Genomic DNA, 25,451 nt, shown 5'->3' on the forward strand with positions numbered 1-25,451 from the left:
TTACTGGGATGTGTCAGGCAAAGGTTTTGATCCTAAGGGTGAATTCATTACCAAAGGTCACAATGTCGAAGCGACAAACAGCCCTGCAATGATGAAAGGTCTTGTTGTTGCAACGCTTTGTAACGATGCTGAATATGTAAATGCTGATGGTAAATGGACGGTTCGTGGCAACCCGACAGAAGGTGCACTAATTGTTGCAGCGGCAAAAGCAGGTCTTAAACAAGATGAAATGCTATCAACGGGTGGCTACTCAATTGTTAAGAAGTTCCCGTTCGATTCTGGTCGTAAGATGGCTTCTGTTATCGTTCGTGACCCACAAGGTAAGCACTTCCTAGCATTGAAAGGCGCGCCAGATGTTGTTCTTAGTAAATCAACCAGCTTCATGGTTGACGGTGGTTTCGTACCAACGGTTGGTTGTGAAGTTGCAGGCAACTTGGCTCTCGATACCGCACCGTCTCAAGAACTTCATTTAGACTTTGAAGCGGCAATCCAAACCTTTGGTGGTAATGCTCTGCGTACACTTGCCGTTGGTTTCCGTGAATTAAAAGAAGAAGAGCTTGAGTTAGATTTCCCTGAGCTTGAAAAAGACGTCAGCATCCTGGGTATCTATGGCATCATGGATCCACCACGTCCAGAAGTGCGTGATGCAGTAAATAGCTGTTATAGCGCTGGTGTTCGTACGGTAATGATTACCGGTGACCACGCAGTTACGGCAGCAGCGATTGCTCGTGAAATCGGAATCATCCGTAGCGAAGACGATCTAGTGGTAACGGGTGCTGAGCTTGACCAAATGGATGACGAGAAGCTTTTGTCTATCTGTTCTCAGGTTGCAGTATTTGCACGTGTTACTCCAGAGCACAAGCTGCGTATCGTAAAAGCGCAGCAAGAGAACAACGAAGTTGCCTCTATGACCGGTGACGGCGTGAACGATGCGCCAGCACTGCGTCGTGCAGACATTGGTGTTGCGATGGGTATTACTGGTACGTCTGTTGCGAAAGACTCAGGTGACCTTATCCTGTTGGATGACAACTTCAGTACTATCGTGAAGGCGGTACGTCAGGGTCGTCAAATTTTCGATAACCTACGTAAGTTTATCCGCCAAGCACTTACAGCGAACGTGGGTGAGGTTTCGGTAATCCTATTTGCATTCCTACTCATGGGACCAGATGTAGTACTTCCGCTAACTCCACTAATGATTTTATGGGTTAACCTCGTTTCTGATGGTCTGCCAGCACTCGCACTCGGTGTTGAGCCAGAAGAGAAAGATCTCATGGAGCGTAAGCCAGGCAAACGTGACCAAGGCTTCTTCTCTAATGGTCTAGGCGCTCGTATCCTAACTCGTGGTCTCGCATTAGGTGGTCTAAGCTTTGTGACATTCTCTTACGCACTCGACGGTGGTTACAGTGCTCAATACGCACAAACCGTTGCGTTTTTAACACTGATCTTTGCTCAACTTTGGAGCTTGTTCGATGCTCGTACGTTTACAACGATTTATCGTAAGAATCCGTTCACTAACCACTACCTACTTGGTGCGGTGGCAGTATCGGCTATCTTGTCTTTAAGCGTTGTTTACACAAGCTTCGGTCAGCTGGTCTTCAGCACAGAAGCACTAGAGTTTAATCACTTAATATCGTTAATCTTCATTGCAGCAGTACCAACATTTGTTCTATCTGCTGTCAAAGAAGTGACTAAAGTGAAGTTTATCTAAGAAAGACTTCTTAGCTAAATAATTGAATCCCGCCATAAAAGGCGGGATTTTTTATGCCTGTTATCTTGGGAGCGCAGAATTAGAAATGAAAACTGATATAGAGGCGACTTCTAGAGAGTGGCAATAAAAAAGCAGCGCTTTAAGCGCTGCCGTATTGATTAATCGTTGTGAACGGAAAGACTAATCTTCGCTCTTTTCTTTGTACTCACAGAGGTCTTCAATGATACAGCTGCCACAGCGTGGTTTACGTGCGACACAGGTGTAACGTCCATGAAGAATGAGCCAATGGTGGACATCCAGTTTGAATTCTTTTGGGATAACTTTAAGTAGTTTTGCTTCGACATCGTCGACGGTTTTACCCATCGCTAGCTTAGTGCGGTTTGATACACGATAGATGTGAGTATCAACGGCAATCGTTGGCCAACCAAATGCGGTATTTAACACTACATTTGCTGTTTTACGTCCAACACCTGGAAGGGCTTCTAATGCAGCGCGATCTTCCGGTACTTCACCATTATGTAGGTCAAGCAGCATACGACACGTCTTGATGGTGTTTTCTGCTTTTGAGTTAAATAGGCCGATGGTCTTGATGTACTCTTTTAAGCCATCAACACCAAGGTCGAAAATGGCTTGCGGCGTATTGGCTACAGGGTACAGCTTATCCGTCGCCTTGTTCACGCTGACATCGGTTGCTTGTGCAGACAATAGAACTGCAATCAGCAGTTCGAATGGGCTGTTCCAGTTAAGCTCAGTCTCTGGCTTTGGATTGTTTTCTCTTAAACGCTCAAGTATTTCTACTCGTTTTACATTGTTCATAGCGACATTACTTTCAAATAGTTAGGGCATGAAGCTTGGATTGCTTCTGCTTTATCATCGGTTACGCGCTCTTATGAGCGTCATTATTATATGTACTGTTTAGATCTGATTTTCCCGCTGAGTGGTTGAACTAACTCAGCGGGATTAAAGCTAATTTAACTTATCAGGCATTGGTAACGCGAGCGCGTTCAATGACTGGTTTTTCTTGTTTTGGTTGTCTAGATTTTGCTTGGTTATCGATAATGTTTTTCAACGCTATCAAGAAACCAACACCAATAAATGCGCCCGGTGGAAGTAGAGCTAACAAGAAGCTGTTATCAAACTGGAAAATTTCGATTCGTAGTACCGATGCCCAATCACCGAGCAGCAGATCTGCGCCATCAAATAGGGTGCCATTACCAATGATTTCGCGCATTGCGCCCAGTACCACCAATACTGATGTCATACCAAGACCCATCCAGAAACCATCTTGAGCGGCAGGTAATACTTCATTTTTAGACGCGAAGGCTTCTGCTCGGCCAATGATGATACAGTTAGTTACGATCAGTGGGATGAAGATACCGAGAGATAGGTACAGGCCATAAGCGTAAGCATTCATCAGCAGCTGAACACACGTTACCAGTGATGCAATGATCATCACGAATACTGGAATACGCACTTCTTTTGGTACGTGGTTACGAACCAGAGAAACAGCAACGTTCGAACCGACCAATACAAGCAGAGTCGCAATACCTAGTCCAAGTGCATTGGTCACCGTTGAAGACACAGCCAACAGCGGACATAAGCCAAGAAGTTGAACTAGGGCTGGGTTGTTAGCCCACATGCCATTTTTGATTAGTGTTTTATGATCACTCATTATTCACCACCACAATTTAGAGGTTGAGCAAGCAATGCTTGGTTGTTTTGGTTGACGTATTGAACCGCTTGTTTGACTGACTTCACAACCGCTCTCGGAGTGATAGTAGCGCCAGTAAACTGGTCGAAGTCACCACCGTCTTTACGAACCTTCCAACGGTCTAGATTAGAATCCGTCACTTGCTTACCTGCAAACGAAAGAATCCAATCACTCACACGTAGATCAATCTTATCACCTAATCCCGGAGTTTCTTGGTGAGAAAGTACACGTGTGCCCAAAATGGTACCGTCGATTTTCATACCGACGATCACTTTAATTGCACCGTTATAACCGTCTGGTGCAATTGCCTCGATAGCAATCGCGCTTGGCTCACCATTGATTTTTGCGATGTAAGCGGGCATCGCTTGTTCAGTACCAAGCTCTTCTGCTTGAACTAAAGTACAAGACGAAAACAGTTCGTTGTCGTGAAGATCGTGCGGGATCACTTGGTTAAGAACAGACAGTAGCTGAGCCTGTTCTTGTTGTTTGATCTGGTCTTTTGTGAGGTAGTGGGTTACCGCCACTAACCCTGTCGATGCACAGGCAAAAATCGCGAGCACAAGGCCGTTTTTCTTAATCGCATTTAGCATGATGTCCGCTCCTTTAGTGGCCGTATGTACGAGGCTTGGTGTAGTAGTCAATTAGTGGAACACACATGTTGGCTAACAATACAGCAAACGCAACGCCATCAGGGAAGCCACCCCAACTGCGGATAATAAACACTAGCGCACCAATTAGGGCACCAAACACCAAGCGACCTTTAACTGTCGTTGAAGCCGAAACTGGGTCGGTTGCAATAAAGAATGCACCAAGCATAGTCGCGCCAGACAGAAGGTGAATGGTTGGAGAAGCGGTTTCACCAGGAGTGAGCACTAAGAACACTAAGCTAAACAGAGTAAGACTGCCGATGAAAGCCACAGGGATATACCATTGAATAACACGTTGCTTAATCAGCACTAAACCGCCGATTAGGTAAGCAAGGTTTACCCACTCCCAGCCTACGCCAGCTAACCAACTAAATTGAGGTTGAGACAGCGCTTCAGATGCCGTGTTACCAGCCGTTAATGCTGTTTTGAACGCATCAAGCGGCGTTGCCATTGTAGTGCCATCAATACCAAGGCGTGCTTGTTGCAGAGACAAACCTTCGTTATTGAATCCCGTGAATATCATCAAGAATGAGTCAATAAAGCTTGTTGCTTCTGCTGTCAGGCTCGCGGGAGCATTCCAACTGGTCATTTGAACTGGGAATGAAATCAGCAAAACAACGTAAGCGACCATCGCAGGGTTAAATGGGTTCTGCCCCAGGCCACCGTATAAGTGTTTCGCGATAATAATAGCGAAGAACATACCAATCACTAGAATCCACCACGGTGAGTGCGGAGGAATAGCGACACTCAGTAGCCAAGCGGTTACAACAGCACTGTAATCACGCAGTGCCATTACTGGCGGGCGTTTTCTCAATAGCATGACGGCTGCTTCAAAGATAACAGCAAGCGCGATAGCAAATACTAACTGGATGAGGGTACCCCATCCAAAGAAGTAGGTTTGAGCTAGTAGACCTGGCAATGCACAAATAGCCACCCATTTCATTAGATCTGGGGTGCTTCTACGGCTATGCGCGTGCGGTGAGCTGGCGATAAAGAAGGCCACTACTCTTTCTCCTCATTGTTCTTTTTGTCTTGCTCTTGCTGTGCCTTTCTTGCTTTAGCACGAGCAATAGCGGCAGCAACGGCTGCTTTTTTAGGGTCAACAGCTTCAGATTGAGTCTCAGCTGCCACTTCGAGCACTGGCTCTGGCGTTTCTACTGTTTCGTCTTGTTTCGCTTGCTGTGCTTTTTTCGCTTTAGCACGAGCGATAGCTGCAGCAACAGCAGCTTTCTTCGGATCGACCTGTTCAGATTGAGTATCAGTTTCTACTTCAACTACTGGTTCAGATGTTTCTGCTTGCTTAGCTTGCTGTGCTTTTTTTGCTTTAGCACGGGCTATAGCGGCAGCAACGGCGTCTTTCTTAGCATCGCCAGAACTTCCAGCTTCAGTTTCAACTGCAGGTTCAGGAGCTTCGGTTGTTTCTTGTGTCGCTTGCTGTGCTTTCTTAGCCTTAGCGCGAGCGATGGCCGCAGCAACAGCAGCTTTCTTAGGGTCGACTTGCTCCGATTTAGTCTCGGTTTCAACTTCTACCACTGGTTCAGATGTTTCTGCTTGCTTAGCTTGCTGTGCTTTTTTGGCTTTAGCACGAGCGATAGCGGCAGCAACAGCATCTTTTTTAGCGTCACCAGAGCTTTCAGCAGGAGCATCAGAAGCTGATGCTGCTTGTTGTGCTTTCTTCGCTTTGGCGCGAGCTATTGCGGCAGCAACGGCATCTTTCTTAGCATCACCAGAGCTTTCAGCCGAAGCTTCAGAAGCAGCTTCCGCTTGTTGAGCCTTCTTCGCTTTGGCACGAGCTATTGCGGCAGCAACTGCGTCTTTCTTGGCGTCGCCAGAACCTTCAACAGGAGTATCAGAAGTTGATTCCGCTTGCTGTGCTTTCTTCGCTTTAGCACGTGCAATAGCCGCAGCAACTGCGTCTTTCTTGGCGTCGCCAGAGCTTTCTGCCGGAGCCTCAGAAGCTGATTCCGCTTGTTGAGCTTTCTTCGCTTTAGCTCGTGCAATCGCAGCAGCAACCGCGTCTTTCTTGCCATCACCTGAGCTTTCTGCAGGAGTATCGGCTGCTGCTTGTTGTGCCTTGCGCTCTCTCGCTTGACGCTTGCGCTCTTCACGCAGTTTAGACATTTCAGAGTTGTCTGGTTCAGCGCCTTCTGCTTTCTGAGCTGCAGCTTGTTTCGCTTTTGCCTTCGCAATAGCGGCAGCAACCGCAGGTTTCACTGCTGGCTCTTCATTCGGAGCCTGATCCGCAGCGGCTTTTTGTGCTTTAACACGAGCAATAGCCGCAGCAATAGCATCATCACCGCCAGATGTTTTCATATCTTTGCGGCGGTTATCTGCGGCTTTCTTAAAGCGGTTTTCACGTTCGGCTTTATCACGCTCCATACGAGCGTTCTTCTCTTCAAAGCGAATCTTGGCGCGCTCTGCAGCAGCGGCCTCATCTTTTCGAGTTTTGATTTCAGCTTTTGCTTGGCGATAGTACTGAACAAGAGGGATTTCACTTGGGCAGACAAATGCACATGCACCACATTCAATACAGTCTTTAATATTTAGCTCTTCACACTTGTCTAGCTCATTGGCTTTTGCATGCCATTGCAACTGTTGAGGTAACAGTGACGCTGGACAAGCTTCAGCACATGCACTGCATCGAATGCACTCCATTTCGTAAGTGCTTGGTGCAATTTCACGACGTGTTGGCGCTAAAATACAGTTCGATGTTTTAGTGACCGGCACATTGGCATGCGGCAAGGTGAAGCCCATCATCGGGCCGCCCAAAATCAAACGCGGCAGCTTTTTATCGGCTTTGTAGCCAAACTCTTCAAGCAACTCGTGTACAGGTGTACCTAATAGTGCCCACACGTTGCGAGGTTGCTTAAAAGTCTTACCGGTTAAAGTCACAACGCGGTTAAATACGGGTTCACCGTCGATTACCGCTCTCTTAATTGAGTAAAGAGATCCGACGTTTTGAACTAATACACCGATGTCAGCAGGGATGCCGCCAGCAGGAACCTCTTTATTCGTGAGGATCTTAATCAGCTGCTTCTCACCACCTGAAGGGTATTTAGTCGGTATAACGCGAATGACGATGTCTTTGTCTTTCGCGGCAACCTCAAGTGCTTTTATTGCCGCTGGCTTGTTGTCTTCAATACCGATAACGGTCAGTTTTGGCTGAAGGATGTGTTCAACTATCTCAATGCCTTTTAATACTTCTTCGGCATGTTCTTGAAGCAACTTATCATCTGATGTGATGTAAGGTTCACACTCAGCAGCATTGACGATAAGAATATCAGTACGACCTAGGCCTGACTGGAGCTTTTTCGCCGTAGGAAAGCCTGCGCCACCCATACCTGAAATACCGGCTTGGCGAATCACATCAAGCAGCTCGTCTGAGGTTTTGGTTGAAAAGTCTTCAACGGGATTTCGTTCAATCCAAGTATCTAAGCCATCGGGTTTAATAACCACACTGAGTTCGCTCAAACCTGAAGGGTGAGCGGTAGTTCTCGGTTCAATAGCGGTAATCACACCTGATGTAGGTGCATGTACCGGCAATGTAAAGCCAGTATCTAAAGCCGTTAGTTGTTGGCCTTTCAGTACGGTGTCACCCGCGGCAACCAATAAGTTACCTGGTTTACCGATGTGTTGTTTTACCGGAAGGACGATTTCTTCTGGAAGCCTTGCATGAACGATGTCAGTGGTATTGGACTGTTTCTTGTTTTCAGCAGGGTGCACGCCGCCCGGGAAGGTCCAAATAGAGCCCGTGCGAATTTGTTCAATTAAAGAGATCATACTAACCCTACGCCTTAGGCTCTGACGCGGTCGCATCAGTTGCTTGGTTAGTGATATCCGTAACAGGAATGATGTTCATCTGCCATTTCCAATTTTCAGTCGTTGTTGCCACTGGAATCATTTCAATACAGTCAGTAGGGCACGGTGCGACGCAAAGATCACAACCAGTACATTCATCTTTAATTACCGTGTGTAGCGCCTTAGTACCACCAACTATCGCGTCGACAGGGCAGGCTTGAATACATTTAGTACAGCCGATACACATATCTTCATGAATGAAGGCAACAGTTTTTACTTTGTTATCTAAGTCGTGAGCGGAGTCTTCAACTTCTACGCCCATTAAGTCTGCTAGCTTCTCAATGGTTGCTTGGCCACCAGGAGGACATTTATTGATTTTGTCTCCGTTAGCAATCGCCTCTGCGTATGGGCGACAACCTGGATAGCCACACTGGCCACATTGAGTTTGCGGTAAAATTGTGTCGATTTGATCGACGATAGGATCGGCTTCTACTTTGAAACGAATAGAGGCGAAGCCCAAGATAGCGCCAAAAACAGCGGCTAAAACAGCTAACGCAATGATCGCAATTAAAATGGTACTCATGCTTATTTCACCAACCCAGTAAAGCCCATGAATGCCAGAGACATTAGGCCTGCTGTGATCATCGCTATCGATGCGCCTTTAAATGGCATTGGAACATCAGCAACCGCAATACGTTCACGCATTGCAGCAAATAGGATCAGAACAAGGGAGAAACCTACCGCCGCGCCGAAACCATAAACGATCGACTGGATGAAGTTGTGGTTTTCATTGATGTTCAAGAGTGCCACGCCTAATACCGCACAGTTGGTGGTGATAAGGGGGAGGAAGATACCCAATAGGCGATAAAGAGTCGGGCTGGTTTTGTGAACCACCATTTCCGTAAATTGAACCACGACTGCGATAACCAAAATGAAACTCATGGTACGCAGGTATTCAATACCCAGAGGGGTAAGGATGTAGGTTTCTACTAGGTATGCAGATACCGACGCTAACGTCAGAACGAAAGTCGTCGCGAGGCCCATGCCAATCGCAGTCTCCAGTTTCTTGGAGACTCCCATGAAAGGACATAGCCCTAAAAACTTCACTAGCACAAAGTTATTGACCAGCACTGTGCCAACCAACAACAAAAGGTATTCGGTCATAATGGATTAATTCTTGAGATTCCGATCCCGATATTATCCTGCTTTGCTCACCTAATAACAACCAGTGAACGGTGTGGTTTTGTATGTCTGATGGAAATTTATACGCTTAATAACAGGATAGCAGATGGAGCAACAATAAATTGGACGATCTAAAACTCACCAGGACTACACCTTGTACTGAAATAATTAGTCTACTTGAGAGCCATTTATTGATAAGAAAATTAACAATTTTAACGGGTAAGCGGACTGTTCTTATTGCTTTAGCCGTGTATTTCCTCTGCTATTGAAAGGTATGTATTGGTATGAAGAGGAAGGGCTACCTGACAGAACTGATCATTGTTTGAAAAATCAGTTTGCACAAATAGATAGGTATATTTGTGCTGTAACTATTAGACCGAAGAGCACTATTACTCGATGAGCTCAGGGGCGGGAGCATTGAGCATCGCTAGGTCGCGATTTAAAACAGCGAATTTATATATGAAGTTTACACCTATTGTGGGTGTCTCTGAGAGAGTTCTGGGCTCCTAAAAATTTGTAGATCAAAACGACGAAAACTCCGCTGATATCTTTGAAGTAATCATATTCTAACTTCTGATTTTTCTTGAAATTATTTGATTGTCAGTACTATTTAATTCTTTTCGTTTAAGGTGGTTCGTCAATCATTTAAGTGTGTTCAGTGGTGAAGATCGAGCTTTGGTTGCCAACATATCCACGCCTTTTTCATTGTTGAAGCAAAAGCTGTATCTGAGACGTTTTTTAGCAACTACTGAATGATTAAAACTGGTTAGAGCGGTTTGTTGTTTTAATAAGATATTGAATTATGAACTTTGACGGATACTTTGAAAAAATACAGATTCAAATAGAAAAGGTTGACTCACTCGAAGATCTACTAGTGTGGCGGAAGCGAATCAACATAGGCCACTCGGGCCTTTCATTTAGGACGGAGCAAGGCACCCTAACTTCTCACTGTTATCGAAGGTTTAAAGACGAAGAACCACAAGACGTAGACTGCAATTAATGGTTATAACTCGAACGCGGGTGGCCAGCGCGGCCCAACGTTTCGACTAGGACATTGGTTTGGTACAAACCAGTCGCTTTAAAACGCAAAAAGCCGCATCAAGTGATGCGGCTTCTTTAAATTTGGCTTCCCTTGTCGGGACTCGCACGTGGCCGACTAGGGCGGTCCGACGCTTCGGCTGAGACATTGGTTTGGTACAAACCAGTCGCTTTATAACGTAAAAAGCCGCATCAAGTGATGCGGCTTCTTTAAATTTGGCTCCCCCTGCGGGACTCGAACCTGCGACATACGGATTAACAGTCCGCCGTTCTACCAACTGAACTAAGGGGGAATTGCTTGTTAGCGATGCGAATTCTAATAAGACTCCTTTTTTCTGTCAATCAAAAATCACAGAAAAAAATCAGATAAAAAACTTTACTTTCTTGAATGCCTTATTGGATTTGGCTTTGCTTTAGTTATCCACCAAAATTGTGGATAAGTGTGTGTGTGAAACTTTAACAACAATAGCTGGGATAAATCTGAAAATGTAAAAAACGATCTAACTTGATGTATTTAAAGGGATGTTTTCAATTTATTACGATTGTATAACTTTTCCTGATTACAAAGGGAACAGTAAAACAAGCGGTATTTTTAGATTTTTTGGGGAAAAGTAGTGGATTAAAATTCGAGTAATTTAGCTGAGGGAACTTTGCAGGGGCACGGATAATACCAAGTTCTAAAATTAAAAGCTATAACTGATCTCTAATCTTAAGATGCATTTCTCCAGATAATAGTTGCATCGACACTCCTCATAGAGTGACAATGACCTGATTAAAAAAACAGTATGGAAATGGCGACCTATGAGTAAACTTTTTGATTTGGTATCGGACTACAGTCCGTCCGGTGACCAGCCGACTGCGATTACCCAATTACTAGATGGACTGGATTCTGGTCTCGCACATCAAACTCTATTAGGGGTAACGGGGTCGGGTAAAACTTTCACGCTTGCTAACGTCATTTCCCAGTCTCAAAGACCAGCAATCCTATTGGCGCCAAATAAGACGTTGGCTGCTCAACTTTATGGTGAGATGAAGTCTTTCTTCCCAAATAACGCTGTCGAGTATTTCGTTTCTTACTATGACTACTACCAGCCGGAAGCCTACGTTCCAACCACGGATACATTTATTGAGAAAGATGCTTCTGTAAACGCTCATATTGAACAAATGAGGCTGTCTGCGACCAAGGCACTATTAGAAAGAAAAGATGCCATTATCGTTGCGTCTGTTTCCGCTATCTATGGTTTGGGTGATCCTAAGTCTTATTTGAAAATGATGCTTCACTTGAGCCGTGGCGAAATCATGGATCAGCGCGATATCTTGCGTCGTTTGGCCGAACTTCAATATTCCAGAAACGATGTTGCTTTTGAGCGTGGTCAGTTCCGTGTTCGTGGTGAAGTGATTGATATCTTCCCAGCTGAATCCGACCAAGACGCAGTACGAATCGAGATGTTTGATGATGAAGTCGACTGTATCAGCATTTTCGACCCGCTAACTGGTGCAATTAAACAAAGAGATTTGCCACGCTTTACGGTTTATCCGAAGACTCACTATGTGACACCAAGAGAAAAAATCCTTGAAGCGATCGAGAACATCAAAGATGAACTACGAGATCGAGCCCAATACCTGAAAGACAATAACAAACTTCTCGAAGAGCAGCGTATCTCACAGAGAACTCAATTTGATATCGAGATGATGACAGAGCTTGGCTTCTGCTCGGGCATTGAAAACTACTCACGTTACTTGAGTGGTCGTGCAGAAGGTGAAGCGCCTCCAACATTATTCGACTACTTGCCTGACGATGGCCTGCTGATCATCGATGAGTCACACGTTACCGTGCCGCAAATCGGCGCGATGTATAAAGGCGACCGCTCTCGTAAGGAGACTTTAGTTGAATTTGGTTTCCGTCTGCCTTCTGCGTTGGATAACCGCCCAATGAAATTCGATGAGTTTGAATCCATCGCGCCGCAAACGATTTTTGTCTCTGCAACGCCTGGTAACTATGAACTTGAAAAATCAGATGGAGAGATCGCCGATCAAGTCGTTCGTCCTACTGGTTTATTAGACCCAATTATTGAAGTAAGGCCAGTTGCGACTCAGGTGGATGACTTGTTGTCTGAAATTAGAATCCGTTCAGCGAAAGAAGAGCGTGTATTGGTGACCACGTTGACCAAGAGAATGGCGGAAGATCTTACTGAATATCTAACAGAACATGGGGTGAAAGTGCGTTACTTACACTCGGATATCGATACGGTTGAACGCGTAGAGATCATTCGAGACCTACGTCTTGGCGAGTTCGATGTGTTAGTAGGTATTAACTTACTTCGAGAAGGTTTGGATATGCCGGAAGTATCGCTGGTGGCGATTCTTGATGCTGACAAAGAGGGCTTTTTGCGTTCTGAGCGCTCTCTGATCCAAACGATCGGTCGTGCAGCTCGTAACCTAGAAGGTAAGGCGATCTTGTACGGTGACTCGATCACTAAATCGATGAAAAAGGCGATAGATGAAACGGACCGCCGCAGAGAAAAGCAGCAGGCCTACAACGAAGAGCAAGGTATTACGCCACAAGCTCTTAAGCGTAATATCAAAGATATCATGGAGTTGGGTGATATCACTAAGTCGAAGCAGCAACGACAATCTAAGCAGGTACCATTGTCTAAGGTGGCAGAGCCATCAGAAAGTTACGCAGTACTAACACCACAACAGCTCGATAAAGAGATCAGTAAGTTGGAAGCGGCGATGTATCAACATGCTCAAAACTTGGAGTTTGAATTGGCGGCACAGAAGCGTGATGAAATAGAGCAGTTAAGAAAGCAATTCATTACCAATAGCTAACTTCACTTAATCGCATTTCTTAACTCAAGAGTTAACTAAAGAAGCTCCTCTCAAAAGACTACATTTGAGAGTGTTTCAGACAAAAAACAGCCAGTAGTAAATGTTCTACTGGCTTACGTTTGTGAACACTCAGTCCACTAACAACGTCAGTTGGCTAGGTGACCCGAAGGTCATCTCTATGACTGCATCGTTCGTGCCATATAGATAAAACATTGATAATTTGAAGCAAGTAAAAAAATACAATACAAACATTGTGGCTAATTTGCATAATGCAAAGCGGAATGCGACTATAATAAGAAATGCAAATTATAAATGGCTAGGATATGCAATCAAAAACGTTAGATAACAAATCAAAGTATTTGTTGATGGTGGAGGATACGGCTTCAGTCGCAGCGTTATATCGCTCGTATCTTACACCGCTCGAAATTGATATCAACATTGTCGGCACTGGCCGCGATGCAATTGAGAGTTTGAATCATCGAATCCCGGACCTCATTTTATTAGATTTACGTCTGCCTGATATGACGGGTATGGACGTGCTCTTTGCTGTAAAACAAAAATACCCTGAAGTACCCGTTATCTTCATGACAGCGCACGGTTCTATCGATACCGCCGTAGAAGCGATGCGTCATGGCTCTCAAGATTTCCTGATCAAACCGTGTGAAGCCGACCGACTTCGTATTACGGTGAACAACGCGATCCGCAAAGCGACCAAGCTTAAGAACAGCTCTGAACATCCTGGAAACCAGAATTACCAAGGCTTCATTGGCAGTAGCCAAACCATGCAGCAGGTTTACCGAACTATCGATTCAGCCGCATCGAGTAAAGCGAGTATTTTCATCACCGGTGAAAGTGGTACGGGTAAAGAGGTGTGTGCAGAAGCGATTCACGCGGCGAGTAAGCGTGGCGATAAGCCTTTCATCGCCATCAACTGTGCGGCAATTCCTAAAGACTTGATTGAAAGTGAGCTGTTTGGCCACGTAAAAGGCGCGTTTACGGGCGCGGCAACCGATCGCCAAGGTGCTGCTGAATTGGCTGATGGAGGCACACTGTTCCTCGATGAGTTGTGTGAGATGGACCTTGAATTGCAAACCAAGCTTCTACGTTTTATCCAAACGGGTACTTTTCAAAAGGTAGGCTCTTCGAAGATGAAGAGTGTGGACGTGCGTTTTGTTTGTGCGACCAACCGTGATCCATGGAAAGAAGTGCAAGAAGGTCGCTTTAGAGAAGATTTATACTACCGTCTGTATGTGATTCCTCTGCATTTGCCGCCACTGCGTGAGCGTGGTGAAGATGTTATCGAGATTGCTTACTCATTATTGGGTTACATGTCGGTTGAAGAAGGCAAGGCGTTTGTTCGTTTTGCTCAAGAAGTGCTGGATCGCTTTAACCAATATGAGTGGCCGGGTAACGTTCGTCAGCTACAAAACGTATTGCGGAATGTGGTGGTGTTGAATAATGGTAAAGAGATTACTCTGAACATGCTTCCGCCACCATTGAATCAACCTATTGAAAACAGTCTGCGCCTGAAAGAGAAGCAGAGTGAAGACATCACAGTAAAAGATATTTTCCCATTGTGGATCACTGAGAAAACGGCAATCGAACAGGCCATAAAAGCGTGTGATGGTAACATCCCTCGTGCGGCTGGTTTTTTGGATGTCAGTCCATCAACGATATACCGTAAATTGCAAACGTGGAATGCGAAGCAGTAATCACCAAACAATAAGAAAGAACGATGATGAAAGTATTAAATCAGCAAAAAGTTGATGAGCTTGCCGGTGAGATTGGGCAAGAGAATGTCCCAGTACTACTGGAAATATTTTTAGGTGAATTGAAGGGATACTACGAGCACCTAGAGCTAAACAAAGATACCGATACGTCTAAGTATTTGGCCGATATCAGCCATGCGTTGAAGAGTAGTGCTGCGAGTTTTGGTGCTGATTCTTTGTGTAATTTTGCTATTAGCTTAGACGCAAAAGTGAAGCAAGCATTGCCCGTTACAGATATTGATTTTCAAGATATGCAGGAACTTCTGCTATCGACTTATACCGAATATCAACAGTTGATGACGGATCTCTAAAACGGCTAATTGCTATATCTACAGGTAGAGATACAGAGACTAAAAAAGGAGCATCATGCTCCTTTTTCGTTTTCTGATGTTTGAACTTATGAACTAAGCCAACTGAGCTTCGATCGCTTGTTGAAGCTTCACTCGGTCGTGTCGCCAATCTCGGTTTGCTGATGCAAGATCCGTGGTCACACAATTCCATTGCCCTTCTAGCTCTGGATGCGGTTCATTACCTAGTACAACGTCTATCTTACGTGCTTTACAGGTACGTTCACACCACTCCAATTGCTCTTGAAGCGTCATTTTACCTGCCGGGCCGTGTTCTGGAGATAGGTTTTCAATGAAGATAACCTTTGCCTTGGTGTTTCCTGCGATGGCTTTACCAATTTCAGGTAGTAGCAACGGAGGCATCACACTGGTTAAAAAGCTGCCTGGGCCAAGCACTATGCAGTCTGCTTCTTCCACCGCGGCAACGGCCTCTTTGGTTGCTGGCACTTCTGGCGACAAGTCCATCATGCGTAGCTTTTCCGTCATGTCATCAACATTGGTTTCACCGGTTACCCAGCGGCCGTCCATTGATAGGGCCGTGAGGTCAGAAGGGTGCTCTGTCATCGGCACGATATTAACGTCGACCTTAAGCATATTTCGAATCAGGTTAATCGCTTCCAATGGACGAACCGAGAGGTTGTCTAATGCTGTGAGCATCAGGTTACCCAAGTTATGACCGTCGAGTTCGCCTTGGCCGCGAAAGCGGTATTCAAACATCATCGAACTAATTGAAGGTTCAGTGATCAATTGGTTGATACAGTTGCGTGTATCTCCCCAAGCGATACCACCTTGGCAGTCTCGAATTCGTCCGGTTGAACCGCCATTATCCGTTGTTGCAACAATGCCAGTTGCGTTGTTACCAAAGTCTTTTAATGCAGCAAGCATACGACCTAAGCCATGGCCTCCACCAATTGCTACGACTTTCTTTGAAGAGTAAATATTCATTTTTTGTTCTTGTTAGATTATTACCAACTATAATTTAGGTTAAATGCTTCTCGCTATATACTCAACAAGAGTTATTTTGAGCGTTTGATACGTTTTTTTTGCCGATGTGACCCGTTTTTTACCATCAGAGCTAGATTCACGTAAAAATATTAAGTATTTTATTACTCAGCTACTGCGCGTATGAATATAACGTGCGGTTGCCATAACTCCGAGCTCTCGCATGCTAAGTCGCACAGTGGTATTTGCTGTACCGATACGCATCAAGAGCCAGTGACATGTTGTCACAAGGGCTTAATTGGAAATGATTATGCCTCCCGTGTTTGGAAAGGTGTTCCGTGGCGCAACAATTCGAAGATAGATTCCATCGCAAGTTTTATTACTTGCGCTTGTCGGTTACAGACGTCTGTAACTTTAAATGTACTTACTGCTTGCCGGATGGTTATAAACCGTCAGGGCAAAAAAACTCGTCTTTTTTAAGTGTTCCCGAGATCAAACGCGTTGTAAAAGCGTTTGCAGATTGTGGTACCTCAAAGATCCGCATTACAGGCGGAGAGCCGAGTCTGCGTAAAGACTTTCCTGAAATCATACATACCGTTGCTTCTACTCCAGGCATCGAAAAAGTAGCCACGACAACGAACGGCTATCGCATGGAGAAACAAGTAGGGCAGTGGCGTGATGCTGGTTTAACCCATATAAACGTGAGCGTGGATAGCTTAGATTCACGTATGTTCCATCAGATCACTGGTGAGAATAAGTTTACTGAGGTTATGCGAGGTATTGATAAAGCGTTTGAGGTTGGCTTTGAACAAGTCAAAGTAAACGTAGTATTGATGAAAGACCTCAATAGCCAAGAGTTACCTGCCTTCCTTAATTGGATCAAAGACAAACCGATTCAACTGCGTTTTATTGAGCTGATGAAAACCGGCGAGATGGACGAGTTGTTTGACAAGCACCATGTGTCAGGTGTTGCGATTCGTAACCAGCTAATTGCGAATGGTTGGTTGCTTAAAGTGAGAGCCGTTAATGATGGCCCTGCGCAAGTGTTCGTTCACCCAGACTACAAGGGTGAGATTGGTTTGATCATGCCTTACGAGAAAGACTTTTGTGAGAGTTGTAACCGACTGCGCGTTTCTGCGACCGGTAAGCTTCACCTATGTCTGTTTGGCGATCACGGTGTTGAACTGAGAGATTTGATTCAAGAAGATCAACAAGAGCAAGAGCTCATCGATCGAATACAGGCTCAGCTTCAAACCAAGTCCGTTAGCCATTTCTTACATGATGGCAACAGCGGCATGACTCCAAACTTGGCGTCAATCGGCGGTTAACCCGCTATATACTCTAACGCATTTTATCGCTCAGCTTCTCTAGGCTGGGCGAATCAGTCTAATTGAAAAATTTATATAGGTGAACAAATGGGTCACGCAGAAAGCAAATTCCAAGCAGCAAACATCGCAGTACTAACGGTTTCAGATACACGTACAGAAGAAAATGATACGTCAGGTGGCTACCTAGCTGAGCATGCTAAAGAAGCGGGTCACAACGTTGTTGATAAGCAAATCGTTATCGACGACATGTACAAGATCCGTGCGATCGTATCTAAGTGGATCGCTGATGAAAGCGTACAAGCGATCATGATCACTGGCGGTACGGGTTTTACTTCTCGTGACAGCACGCCTGAAGCGCTTAAGCCACTATTCGACAAAGAAGTAGAAGGCTTTGGTGAGCTATTCCGTCAAGTGTCTTACGAAGAGATCGGTACATCGACAATTCAATCTCGTGCGATTGCGGGCTTTGCTAACCACACAGTAATCTTTGCGATGCCAGGCTCTACAGGTGCTTGTCGCACAGGTTGGACTAAGATCATCAAGCAACAGATGGATGCTAGCCACCGCCCTTGTAACTTCATGCCACACCTTTCAGTATAAGGCGGTTTGAGTATGAGCCAATTTACACACATTAACGCGTCTGGCGAAGCAAACATGGTCGATGTGTCGGCTAAAGCTGAGACAGTACGTGAAGCGAGAGCGGAAGCATTCGTTCAAATGTCTGCTGAAACGCTAGAGCTGATTGTTTCTGGTAGCCACCATAAAGGTGATGTTTTCGCAACGGCACGTATCGCGGGTATTCAAGCGGCTAAGAAGACGTGGGATCTGATTCCACTGTGTCACCCTCTGCTATTAACTAAAGTAGAAGTGCAGCTTGAAGCTATCGAGTCTGAAAACAAGGTTCGCATTGAATCTGTTTGTAAACTTGCTGGTAAGACAGGCGTAGAAATGGAAGCGCTAACGGCTGCTTCTGTTGCTGCGTTAACGATTTACGATATGTGTAAAGCTGTTCAGAAAGACATTGTTATCGAGAATGTACGCCTGTTAGAGAAAACGGGTGGTAAATCTGGTCATTTTAAGGTGGAATCATGATTACAGTACTTTTCTTTGCTCAAACTCGTGAACTTGTTGGTGTGGACAGCGTTGAAGTTGATGAAAAGTTCAAGACGATTGAAGCGATTCGCAGCCACCTTGTAACACAAAAAGGCAAATGGGATATCGCTTTGGAAGAGGGCAAACTTCTGGCTGCGCTTAACCAATCCATTGTCCCTCTGACAACTGAAGTGAAAGATGGCGATGAAGTCGCTTTCTTCCCACCAGTGACTGGAGGCTAAGCATGGATCCAAGAGTATTAGTGACAGCAGAGGACTTCTCTGTAGGCGACGAATACGACTACTTGGCTCAAGGTACAGCTGCCGGAGCGATTGTGACGTTCGTCGGTAAAGTTCGCGACATGAACCTTGGCGATAATGTGATTGGTTTGTCTCTGGAGCACTACCCGGGTATGACAGAGAAATCATTGAGCGAGATCTGTGATCAAGCTGAGGCACGCTGGCCAATCCAAAAGATGCGCGTTATCCATCGTGTTGGTGACCTCGATATCGGTGACCAGATTGTTTACGTTGGCGTATCCAGTGCACATCGCGGTGCGGCCTTTGAAGCTTGTGAGTTTGTGATGGACTTCCTAAAAACCAAAGCGCCGTTTTGGAAAAAGGAACGTACCACTGAAGCAACTCGTTGGGTTGACTCTCGAGATTCAGATGCGAAAGCTGCAGAGCGTTGGGAAAAATAACCACCCAAGGTTACTCACCTACAGAACGAATATTAAAAGCCGACTATTAAAGTCGGTTTTTTTTGTGCATGCTACAAAGCTATTTATAAATAACTGGTGTATTAATAAATGGTTAATCATTCAAGTTGCATATAAATTCGGTGCGTGATTTTGTCTGTCTTGGTGCATTTCTAAATCTGTTTTGGTGCAGTGCATTATGCTGTTTTGTATAAAGTGATAATCCTCACAAATAGTGGAGTCTATTTAGGGGATATGTGATGTGCAATTAGATTTCATGTGGCATTAATGTTAATTTGCTGACCGAGTTATAGCATAAGATGCTAAAAAAAATTATCAACACAGATACATCAACACTAAAGGCTGTTTTTTAATTAATCCCTATGTGTAACTCACTATTCATTAGGTTTTTATTAGAGATTTACACTGTTACCTTGAGTAATTCGGAGAATTATCCGATTTTTTGCGACTTGTTTATGGCAAATTACTTCAATGGTTGATAGTGTGTGCCTCAATCTTTGTAAGGTTTTAGGTTTTAGGTTTTTATGCTTAAATTTTGAGCTAAATAAATCTAAATCACTGCCGTTCAGTGAACCAAGCAAAGAAGTCATGGATGCAATACATAAAACTTGGAGTTTATTAAATGTACAAGAATAAAATCACTCAGGCCCTTCTTCTAGGTGCTGGTTTGGCAGTGGCTGCCTCTTCTACTCTTTCTATCGCTGCTGAAGTTCCAGCAGGCACTGAACTAGCAAAAGTTCAGGAACTGGTTCGCGGTAACGGTACTGAAGTAGCAACACTCGACCCTCACAAATCTCAAGGCGTACCAGAATCTCACGTAATTCGTGACCTTCTAGAAGGTTTAGTGAACCAAGATGGCGACGGTAATACTATCCCAGGAGTAGCTGAAAGCTGGGAAACGACAGACAACAAAACATTTACTTTCCACCTGCGTAAAGACGCTAAATGGTCTAACGGCGATCCTGTAACGGCAAATGACTTCGTTTACAGCTTTCAACGTGCGGTTGATCCTTTAACTGCTTCTCCATACGCTTGGTATATGGAATATACCAAGATGGCGAATGCGAAAGACATCGTCGCGGGTAAGAAAGACAAGAGTGAACTAGGCGTTAAAGCTTTAGATGACTACACGTTAGAAGTGACTTTAGATACAGCGGTCCCATATTTCGTAATGATGATGGGTCACACAACAGTGAAGCCAGTACACAAAGCAACTGTTGAAAAATTCGGTGACCAGTGGACTAAGCCTGAAAACTTTGTTGGTAATGGTGCATTTGTTCCAAATCAATGGGTAGTTAACGAGCGTCTTGAACTAGTACGCAACGAAAATTACTGGGATAACGAACATACAGTTCTTAACAAAGTAACATTCCTACCAATCGAAAACCAAGTAGCGGAAATGAACCGCTTCCTCTCTGGTGAACTAGATTTCACATACGAAGTTCCTAACGAGCACTTCCGTCGCTTACAGAAAGAATACTCAGAAGATGTAAACATTAAGGGTAACCTGTGTACTTATTACTACCAATTTAATGCACAGAAAGCACCTTTCGACGACGTGCGTGTTCGTAAAGCAATGTCTTACGCGATGGACCGTGACATCGTTACGAAAGCTATTCTTGGTCAAGGCCAAAAACCAGCTTACTTCTTGACTCCTGAAATTACTGCTGGTTTTGACCCGGTAACTCCAGAGTATGGTCAACTTTCTCAAAAAGAGCGTATTGCTGAAGCGAAGCGTCTTCTTGAAGAAGCTGGCTACACGAAGAGCAACCCGCTTGAATTCAGCCTGCTTTACAACACATCTGAGAACCACAAGAAGCTTGCTGTAGCAATTGCATCAATGTGGAAGAAAGAGCTTGGTATTAACGCGAAACTCGAAAACCAAGAGTGGAAATCATACCTAGACAGTAAAGATACTGGTAACTTTGACGTTGCTCGTGCAGGTTGGTGTGGTGACTACAATGAAGCATCTTCATTCCTAACATTGATGGTTAGCCAGAATACAACTGCTGGTCAGCACTACAAGAGCGCTGAATATGACAAGGTTATCGATAAAGCCCTAAGCTCTACTTCAGAAGAAGAGCGTACGAAGCTATACATCGAAGCAGAAAAATTGCTAGCTAAAGACATGCCAATTGCTCCAATCTACCAGTACGTTACAACACGTCTTGTATCACCTCAGCTAGGTGGTTACCCAGAAGGTAACGCCGAAGATAAGATCTATTCAAAAGATCTTTATATCAAAGCAAAATAACCTCCTATAAAAATAAAATATAACTAACTTAGACCTGTGTGCGAGAAATCGCACACAGTGTCTATTTATTTTTTAATTGTCACAGACTGAAAAGAGTGAGTTTATGCTTAAATTCATTATGAAAAGGATATTCGAAGCGATTCCAACCATGTTGGTGTTGATCACTATATCTTTCTTTCTCATGCGTTTCGCACCGGGTAACCCGTTTTCAAGCGAGCGCCCATTACCGCCAGAAGTTATGGCTAACATTGAAGCTAAATACGGCTTAGATAAACCTGTTTTTGAACAATACACCACGTATTTGACAAATATCTTACAAGGTGACTTCGGTCCATCATTCAAATATCAAGATTACACCGTTAATGAGCTGATCGCAGTCGCACTTCCAGTATCTGCGAAGGTAGGCTTTATTGCCTTTATCTTTACCCTGATTATGGGAGTATCGGTCGGGACGATTGCCGCCTTGAAGCACAACACCTGGATAGACTACACCATAATGTCGACCGCCATGCTCGGGGTAGTAATGCCATCCTTCGTGTTGGCTCCGGCGCTTATTTACCTATTCTCTCTGCACTGGAACATATTCCCAGCAGGTGGTTGGCACGGCGGTACTTATATGTACATCGTGCTGCCAGTTATCGCGATGTCTCTTCTTTACGTAGCCACATTTGCTCGTATTACTCGCGGTAGCATGATTGAAACGCTCAACAGTAACTTTATCCGAACTGCACGAGCAAAAGGCCTAAGTTACCGTTACATCGTTCTAAAACATGCACTGAAGCCAGCACTGCTGCCTGTCGTTTCTTATATGGGACCTGCGTTTGTAGGTATCATTACAGGTTCAGTTGTTGTAGAAACCATCTTCGGCTTACCAGGTATCGGCAAGCTGTTTGTTAACGCCGCGTTTAACCGTGACTACTCGCTAGTAATGGGTGTAACCATCTTGATTGGTTTCCTATTCATCTTGTTCAACGCAATCGTTGATATTTTGCTAGCGCTGATTGACCCGAAAATTCGCTACTAACAGGGACGCATGGTTATGTTGAAGAAAAAAGAAAATTTAGAAGCGATCGAAAAGTTCTCTGAGAGCTTAGAAATTGAAGGTCGCAGTTTGTGGCAGGATGCCCGCATTCGTTTTATGCGAAACAAAGCGGCAATGGTAAGCCTGTTTATCCTTACGCTTATGGTATTGGCAGTTATCTTCTTACCGATGCTGGCTCAGTACACTTATGATGATACTGACTGGTACGCAATGCATGCAGCGCCAAGTGCGGAGCACTGGTTTGGCACTGATAGCTTAGGCCGTGATTTGTATGTTCGTACTCTTATTGGTGGCCGTATCTCATTAATGGTTGGTGTGATGGGTGCATTCGTAGCGGTACTGATTGGTACGCTTTACGGTGCAGCTTCTGGCTTCATTGGTGGTCGTACTGACCGAGTGATGATGCGTATCCTAGAGATCTTGTACGCGGTTCCATTCATGTTCCTAGTTATCGTTCTAGTGACATTCTTTGGTCGTAACATCATCCTAATCTTCGTTGCGATTGGTGCGATTGCTTGGCTAGATATGGCGCGTATTGTACGTGGTCAAACGTTAAGCTTACGTAGTAAAGAGTTCATTGAAGCTGCACACGTATGTGGTGTAAGCAAATGGAAGATCATTACACGTCATATCGTACCGAACGTGCTAGGCATCGTAGCGGTTTACTCTACGCTGCTTATTCCAAGCATGATCCTTACAGAATCATTCTTATCTTTCCTTGGTCTTGGTGTTCAAGAGCCTATGACAAGTTGGGGCGCGCTGTTACAAGAAGGCTCGCAAACAATGGAAGTTGCAATCTGGCAACTGGCATTCCCTGCGGTATTCATGGTAGTTACGCTGTTCTGCTTTAACTACGTAGGTGATGGTCTGCGCGATGCGCTTGATCCAAAAGACAGATAACGAAATAGCAATTAAAAGCTATAAAAGATTAAGGAAGCAATAATGAGCTTATTAGATGTCAAAGATCTGCGCGTCGAATTTACCACGCAAGATGGTATCGTAACTGCAGTAAACGACTTGAATTTCTCACTTAACCAAGGTGAAACGCTGGGTATCGTGGGTGAGTCAGGTTCAGGTAAATCACAAACGGTATTTGCACTGATGGGGCTGCTGGCTAAGAACGGCATCATCTCAGGCAGTGCAAAGTTTGAAGGCAATGAAATCCTTAACCTATCTGAAAAAGCGTTGAACAAAGTTCGTGCTGAACAGATCGCGATGATCTTCCAAGACCCGATGACATCACTGAACCCTTACATGAAAGTAAGTGATCAGCTGATGGAAGTACTTATGCTGCACAAAGGCATGGGTAAAGCAGAGGCGTTTGAAGAATCAGTACGCATGCTTGAAGCGGTTAAAATCCCTGAAGCACGCAAGCGTATCACCATGTACCCACACGAATTCTCTGGCGGTATGCGTCAGCGTGTGATGATTGCAATGGCGCTATTGTGCCGTCCAAAACTGCTTATTGCAGATGAACCAACTACCGCGCTGGATGTAACTATTCAAGCGCAAATCATGGAATTGCTAAACGAATTGAAAGATGAGTTCAACACGGCAATCATCATGATCACCCACGATTTGGGTGTGGTTGCAGGTTCATGTGACAAAGTACTTGTGATGTACGCGGGTCGTACAATGGAGTACGGCACGGTTGATGAAATTTTCTACGAGCCAAGCCATCCATACGCAGAGGGCCTACTGAAAGCGATTCCTCGTTTGGATACAGAAGGTGAAATTCTACCGACTATTCCAGGTAATCCACCAAACTTACTTCGCCTGCCAACAGGCTGTCCTTACCAAGACCGTTGTCACCGCGTAATGGATCGTTGTAAGCAAGAAGCACCTATTTTGACGCCATTTGGTAATGACCGTCAGCGTGCTTGTTTTTCTGACTGGGAGACTTGGACAAAATGAGTGTAGATAAACAGTTATTACTAGATATTAAAGACCTGAAAGTTCACTTTAGCATCGCAGCTAAATCAGCGTGGCCTTGGGCAAAACCGTCAAACCTGAAAGCCGTTGATGGCGTTGATATCCACCTTTACGAAGGGGAAACGCTGGGTGTAGTAGGTGAGTCTGGTTGTGGGAAATCGACATTTGCTCGTGCAATCATTGGTTTGGTTGAAGCGACAGACGGCGAAGTTATGTGGTTAGGCCAAGACCTGACTAAAATGCAGGAAGTACAGCGTCGTGAAACTCGTAAAGAGATTCAGATGATCTTCCAAGACCCACTAGCATCGCTTAACCCACGTATGTCTGTTGGTGACATCATTGCTGAGCCTCTAGAGACTTTTTACCCAGAGCTTTCTAAACAGGAAGTGAAGGACCGAGTTAAAGAGATGATGGCAAAGGTTGGTCTACTACCAAACGTAATCAACCGTTACCCACATGAATTCTCAGGTGGTCAGTGTCAGCGTATCGGTATCGCACGTGCTCTTATCTTGAAGCCTAAGATGATCATCTGTGATGAACCAGTTTCAGCATTGGATGTATCTATCCAAGCTCAAGTAGTTAACCTTCTGAAGGAGCTACAAAAAGAGTTAGGTTTGTCTTTGGTATTCATCGCGCACGATTTGTCGGTTGTGAAACACATTTCTGACCGCGTGTTGGTGATGTACTTAGGCAACGCGGTAGAACTTGGAGAATCAGATGCATTGTTCTCTGATCCTAAGCACCCGTACACCAAAGCGTTGATGTCTGCAGTTCCAATTCCAGATCCTCGCTTAGAGCGAAGCAAAACCATTCAGATGTTGGAAGGTGATCTACCATCGCCAATCAATCCGCCATCAGGCTGTGTGTTCCGTACTCGTTGCCCACAAGCAACAGAGGCCTGTGCGCAAACTAAGCCAACGATTCAAGGCAATGACGTTCACGCAGTATCTTGCTTGCACGTACAAATGTAGAGCCTATTTAAAACGGTTCAGCCTGTGACAGGCTTAAGCGCGACTAGTTATTAGAGTCGCGCTTTTTTTGTCTTAGGTTTAGGCTTATTGGTCCGCTCAACAAGCTTCATCAAAATATTCGAACAACTAAGCCAACTTCT

General features: G+C 44.8%; 22 protein-coding genes, 1 tRNA gene and 1 riboswitch. Of the genes, 14 read left to right on the forward strand and 9 right to left on the reverse strand.

Translation table 11 applies throughout. The features are described from left to right. A partial coding sequence (locus tag OH460_RS21230) for a cation-translocating P-type ATPase (RefSeq protein WP_269999476.1) occupies positions 1-1,708 on the forward strand: 1,708 nt, incomplete at its 5' end. 180 nt (positions 1,709-1,888) lie between these two features. On the opposite strand, the gene nth is transcribed toward OH460_RS21230, so the two are convergent. The 8 genes from nth to OH460_RS21270 form a co-directional block, all read right to left on the reverse strand. After that, positions 1,889-2,524 (reverse strand): endonuclease III, encoded by a 636-nt coding sequence (gene nth / locus OH460_RS21235; protein WP_050633734.1) that lies wholly within the window; start codon positions 2,522-2,524, stop codon positions 1,889-1,891. A gap of 163 nt (positions 2,525-2,687) precedes the next feature. Continuing rightward, the gene (locus OH460_RS21240; RefSeq protein ID WP_269999477.1) at positions 2,688-3,380 is read right to left on the reverse strand and encodes an electron transport complex subunit E; all 693 of its coding nucleotides are present in this window, start codon (positions 3,378-3,380) and stop codon (positions 2,688-2,690) included. Next, the gene (gene rsxG / locus OH460_RS21245; protein WP_012603532.1) at positions 3,380-4,009 is read right to left on the reverse strand and encodes an electron transport complex subunit RsxG; all 630 of its coding nucleotides are present in this window, start codon (positions 4,007-4,009) and stop codon (positions 3,380-3,382) included. Before rsxG ends, OH460_RS21240 begins: the two co-directional genes overlap by 1 nt. A gap of 13 nt (positions 4,010-4,022) precedes the next feature. Continuing rightward, positions 4,023-5,069, reverse strand: coding sequence for an electron transport complex subunit RsxD (gene rsxD, locus OH460_RS21250; protein WP_137408072.1), 1,047 nt, complete (start codon positions 5,067-5,069; stop codon positions 4,023-4,025). After that, positions 5,069-7,846, reverse strand: coding sequence for an electron transport complex subunit RsxC (gene rsxC / locus OH460_RS21255; RefSeq protein ID WP_269999478.1), 2,778 nt, complete (start codon positions 7,844-7,846; stop codon positions 5,069-5,071). Before rsxC ends, rsxD begins: the two co-directional genes overlap by 1 nt. 7 nt (positions 7,847-7,853) lie before the next feature. Continuing rightward, positions 7,854-8,447 (reverse strand): electron transport complex subunit RsxB, encoded by a 594-nt coding sequence (gene rsxB / locus OH460_RS21260; protein WP_004734040.1) that lies wholly within the window; start codon positions 8,445-8,447, stop codon positions 7,854-7,856. 2 nt (positions 8,448-8,449) lie between these two features. Continuing rightward, positions 8,450-9,028, reverse strand: coding sequence for an electron transport complex subunit RsxA (gene rsxA / locus OH460_RS21265; protein ID WP_004737335.1), 579 nt, complete (start codon positions 9,026-9,028; stop codon positions 8,450-8,452). Positions 9,029-10,301: 1,273 nt separating this feature from the next. Next, a tRNA-Asn gene (locus OH460_RS21270) sits at positions 10,302-10,377 on the reverse strand. 508 nt (positions 10,378-10,885) lie between these two features. Between OH460_RS21270 and uvrB the strand changes: the two genes are divergently transcribed. The 3 genes from uvrB to luxU all read left to right on the forward strand — a co-directional run bounded on the left by uvrB (position 10,886) and on the right by luxU (position 14,996). Then, positions 10,886-12,916, forward strand: a complete 2,031-nt coding sequence (uvrB, locus tag OH460_RS21275; RefSeq protein WP_269999479.1) for an excinuclease ABC subunit UvrB — start codon at positions 10,886-10,888, stop codon at positions 12,914-12,916. A 323-nt stretch (positions 12,917-13,239) separates the two neighbouring features. Beyond that, complete coding sequence (gene luxO / locus OH460_RS21280; protein WP_017632950.1) at positions 13,240-14,628, forward strand: quorum-sensing sigma-54 dependent transcriptional regulator LuxO; 1,389 nt, start codon at positions 13,240-13,242, stop codon at positions 14,626-14,628. Positions 14,629-14,651: 23 nt separating this feature from the next. Next, the gene (gene luxU / locus OH460_RS21285; RefSeq protein WP_017632949.1) at positions 14,652-14,996 is read left to right on the forward strand and encodes a quorum-sensing phosphorelay protein LuxU; all 345 of its coding nucleotides are present in this window, start codon (positions 14,652-14,654) and stop codon (positions 14,994-14,996) included. A 93-nt stretch (positions 14,997-15,089) separates the two neighbouring features. Here luxU and OH460_RS21290 read toward each other — a convergent pair whose 3' ends face one another. After that, the gene (locus OH460_RS21290; protein WP_017632499.1) at positions 15,090-15,977 is read right to left on the reverse strand and encodes a YvcK family protein; all 888 of its coding nucleotides are present in this window, start codon (positions 15,975-15,977) and stop codon (positions 15,090-15,092) included. Positions 15,978-16,171: 194 nt separating this feature from the next. Next, positions 16,172-16,324: riboswitch (molybdenum cofactor riboswitch) on the forward strand. Here OH460_RS21290 and moaA point away from each other — a divergent pair. The 10 genes from moaA (at position 16,313) to oppF (ending at position 25,311) form a co-directional block, all read left to right on the forward strand. Beyond that, the gene (gene moaA, locus OH460_RS21295) at positions 16,313-17,302 is read left to right on the forward strand and encodes a GTP 3',8-cyclase MoaA (RefSeq protein ID WP_239830265.1); all 990 of its coding nucleotides are present in this window, start codon (positions 16,313-16,315) and stop codon (positions 17,300-17,302) included. (Overlaps the previous riboswitch by 12 nt.) 87 nt (positions 17,303-17,389) lie before the next feature. After that, complete coding sequence (gene moaB / locus OH460_RS21300; protein WP_004734027.1) at positions 17,390-17,902, forward strand: molybdenum cofactor biosynthesis protein B; 513 nt, start codon at positions 17,390-17,392, stop codon at positions 17,900-17,902. A 12-nt stretch (positions 17,903-17,914) separates the two neighbouring features. Continuing rightward, positions 17,915-18,394 carry a cyclic pyranopterin monophosphate synthase MoaC gene (gene moaC, locus OH460_RS21305; protein WP_004734026.1) on the forward strand — a complete coding sequence of 160 codons (480 nt, stop codon included), beginning with the start codon at positions 17,915-17,917 and terminating at the stop codon, positions 18,392-18,394. Continuing rightward, positions 18,391-18,636 carry a molybdopterin synthase sulfur carrier subunit gene (gene moaD, locus OH460_RS21310; RefSeq protein WP_239830264.1) on the forward strand — a complete coding sequence of 82 codons (246 nt, stop codon included), beginning with the start codon at positions 18,391-18,393 and terminating at the stop codon, positions 18,634-18,636. Before moaC ends, moaD begins: the two co-directional genes overlap by 4 nt. Positions 18,637-18,638: 2 nt before the next feature. Further along, positions 18,639-19,094, forward strand: a complete 456-nt coding sequence (gene moaE / locus OH460_RS21315) for a molybdopterin synthase catalytic subunit MoaE (protein WP_102332513.1) — start codon at positions 18,639-18,641, stop codon at positions 19,092-19,094. Between the two features lie 640 nt (positions 19,095-19,734). Beyond that, positions 19,735-21,366 (forward strand): ABC transporter substrate-binding protein, encoded by a 1,632-nt coding sequence (locus OH460_RS21320; protein ID WP_269999480.1) that lies wholly within the window; start codon positions 19,735-19,737, stop codon positions 21,364-21,366. Positions 21,367-21,469: 103 nt separating this feature from the next. Further along, a complete protein-coding gene (gene oppB / locus OH460_RS21325; RefSeq protein WP_019823600.1) occupies positions 21,470-22,390 on the forward strand; it encodes an oligopeptide ABC transporter permease OppB in 921 nt (306 codons plus the stop codon). Between the two features lie 15 nt (positions 22,391-22,405). Continuing rightward, positions 22,406-23,308 (forward strand): oligopeptide ABC transporter permease OppC, encoded by a 903-nt coding sequence (oppC, locus tag OH460_RS21330; protein WP_269999481.1) that lies wholly within the window; start codon positions 22,406-22,408, stop codon positions 23,306-23,308. A gap of 42 nt (positions 23,309-23,350) precedes the next feature. Beyond that, entirely contained in the window at positions 23,351-24,322 is a 972-nt protein-coding gene (locus tag OH460_RS21335; RefSeq protein ID WP_269999482.1) for an ABC transporter ATP-binding protein, read from the forward strand. Next, entirely contained in the window at positions 24,319-25,311 is a 993-nt protein-coding gene (gene oppF / locus OH460_RS21340; RefSeq protein ID WP_210447377.1) for a murein tripeptide/oligopeptide ABC transporter ATP binding protein OppF, read from the forward strand. Before OH460_RS21335 ends, oppF begins: the two co-directional genes overlap by 4 nt. Positions 25,312-25,451: the final 140 nt, after the last annotated feature.

It is taken from the genome of Vibrio sp. Makdt (genome assembly GCF_027587015.1).
GTDB lineage: Bacteria > Pseudomonadota > Gammaproteobacteria > Enterobacterales > Vibrionaceae > Vibrio > Vibrio chagasii_B.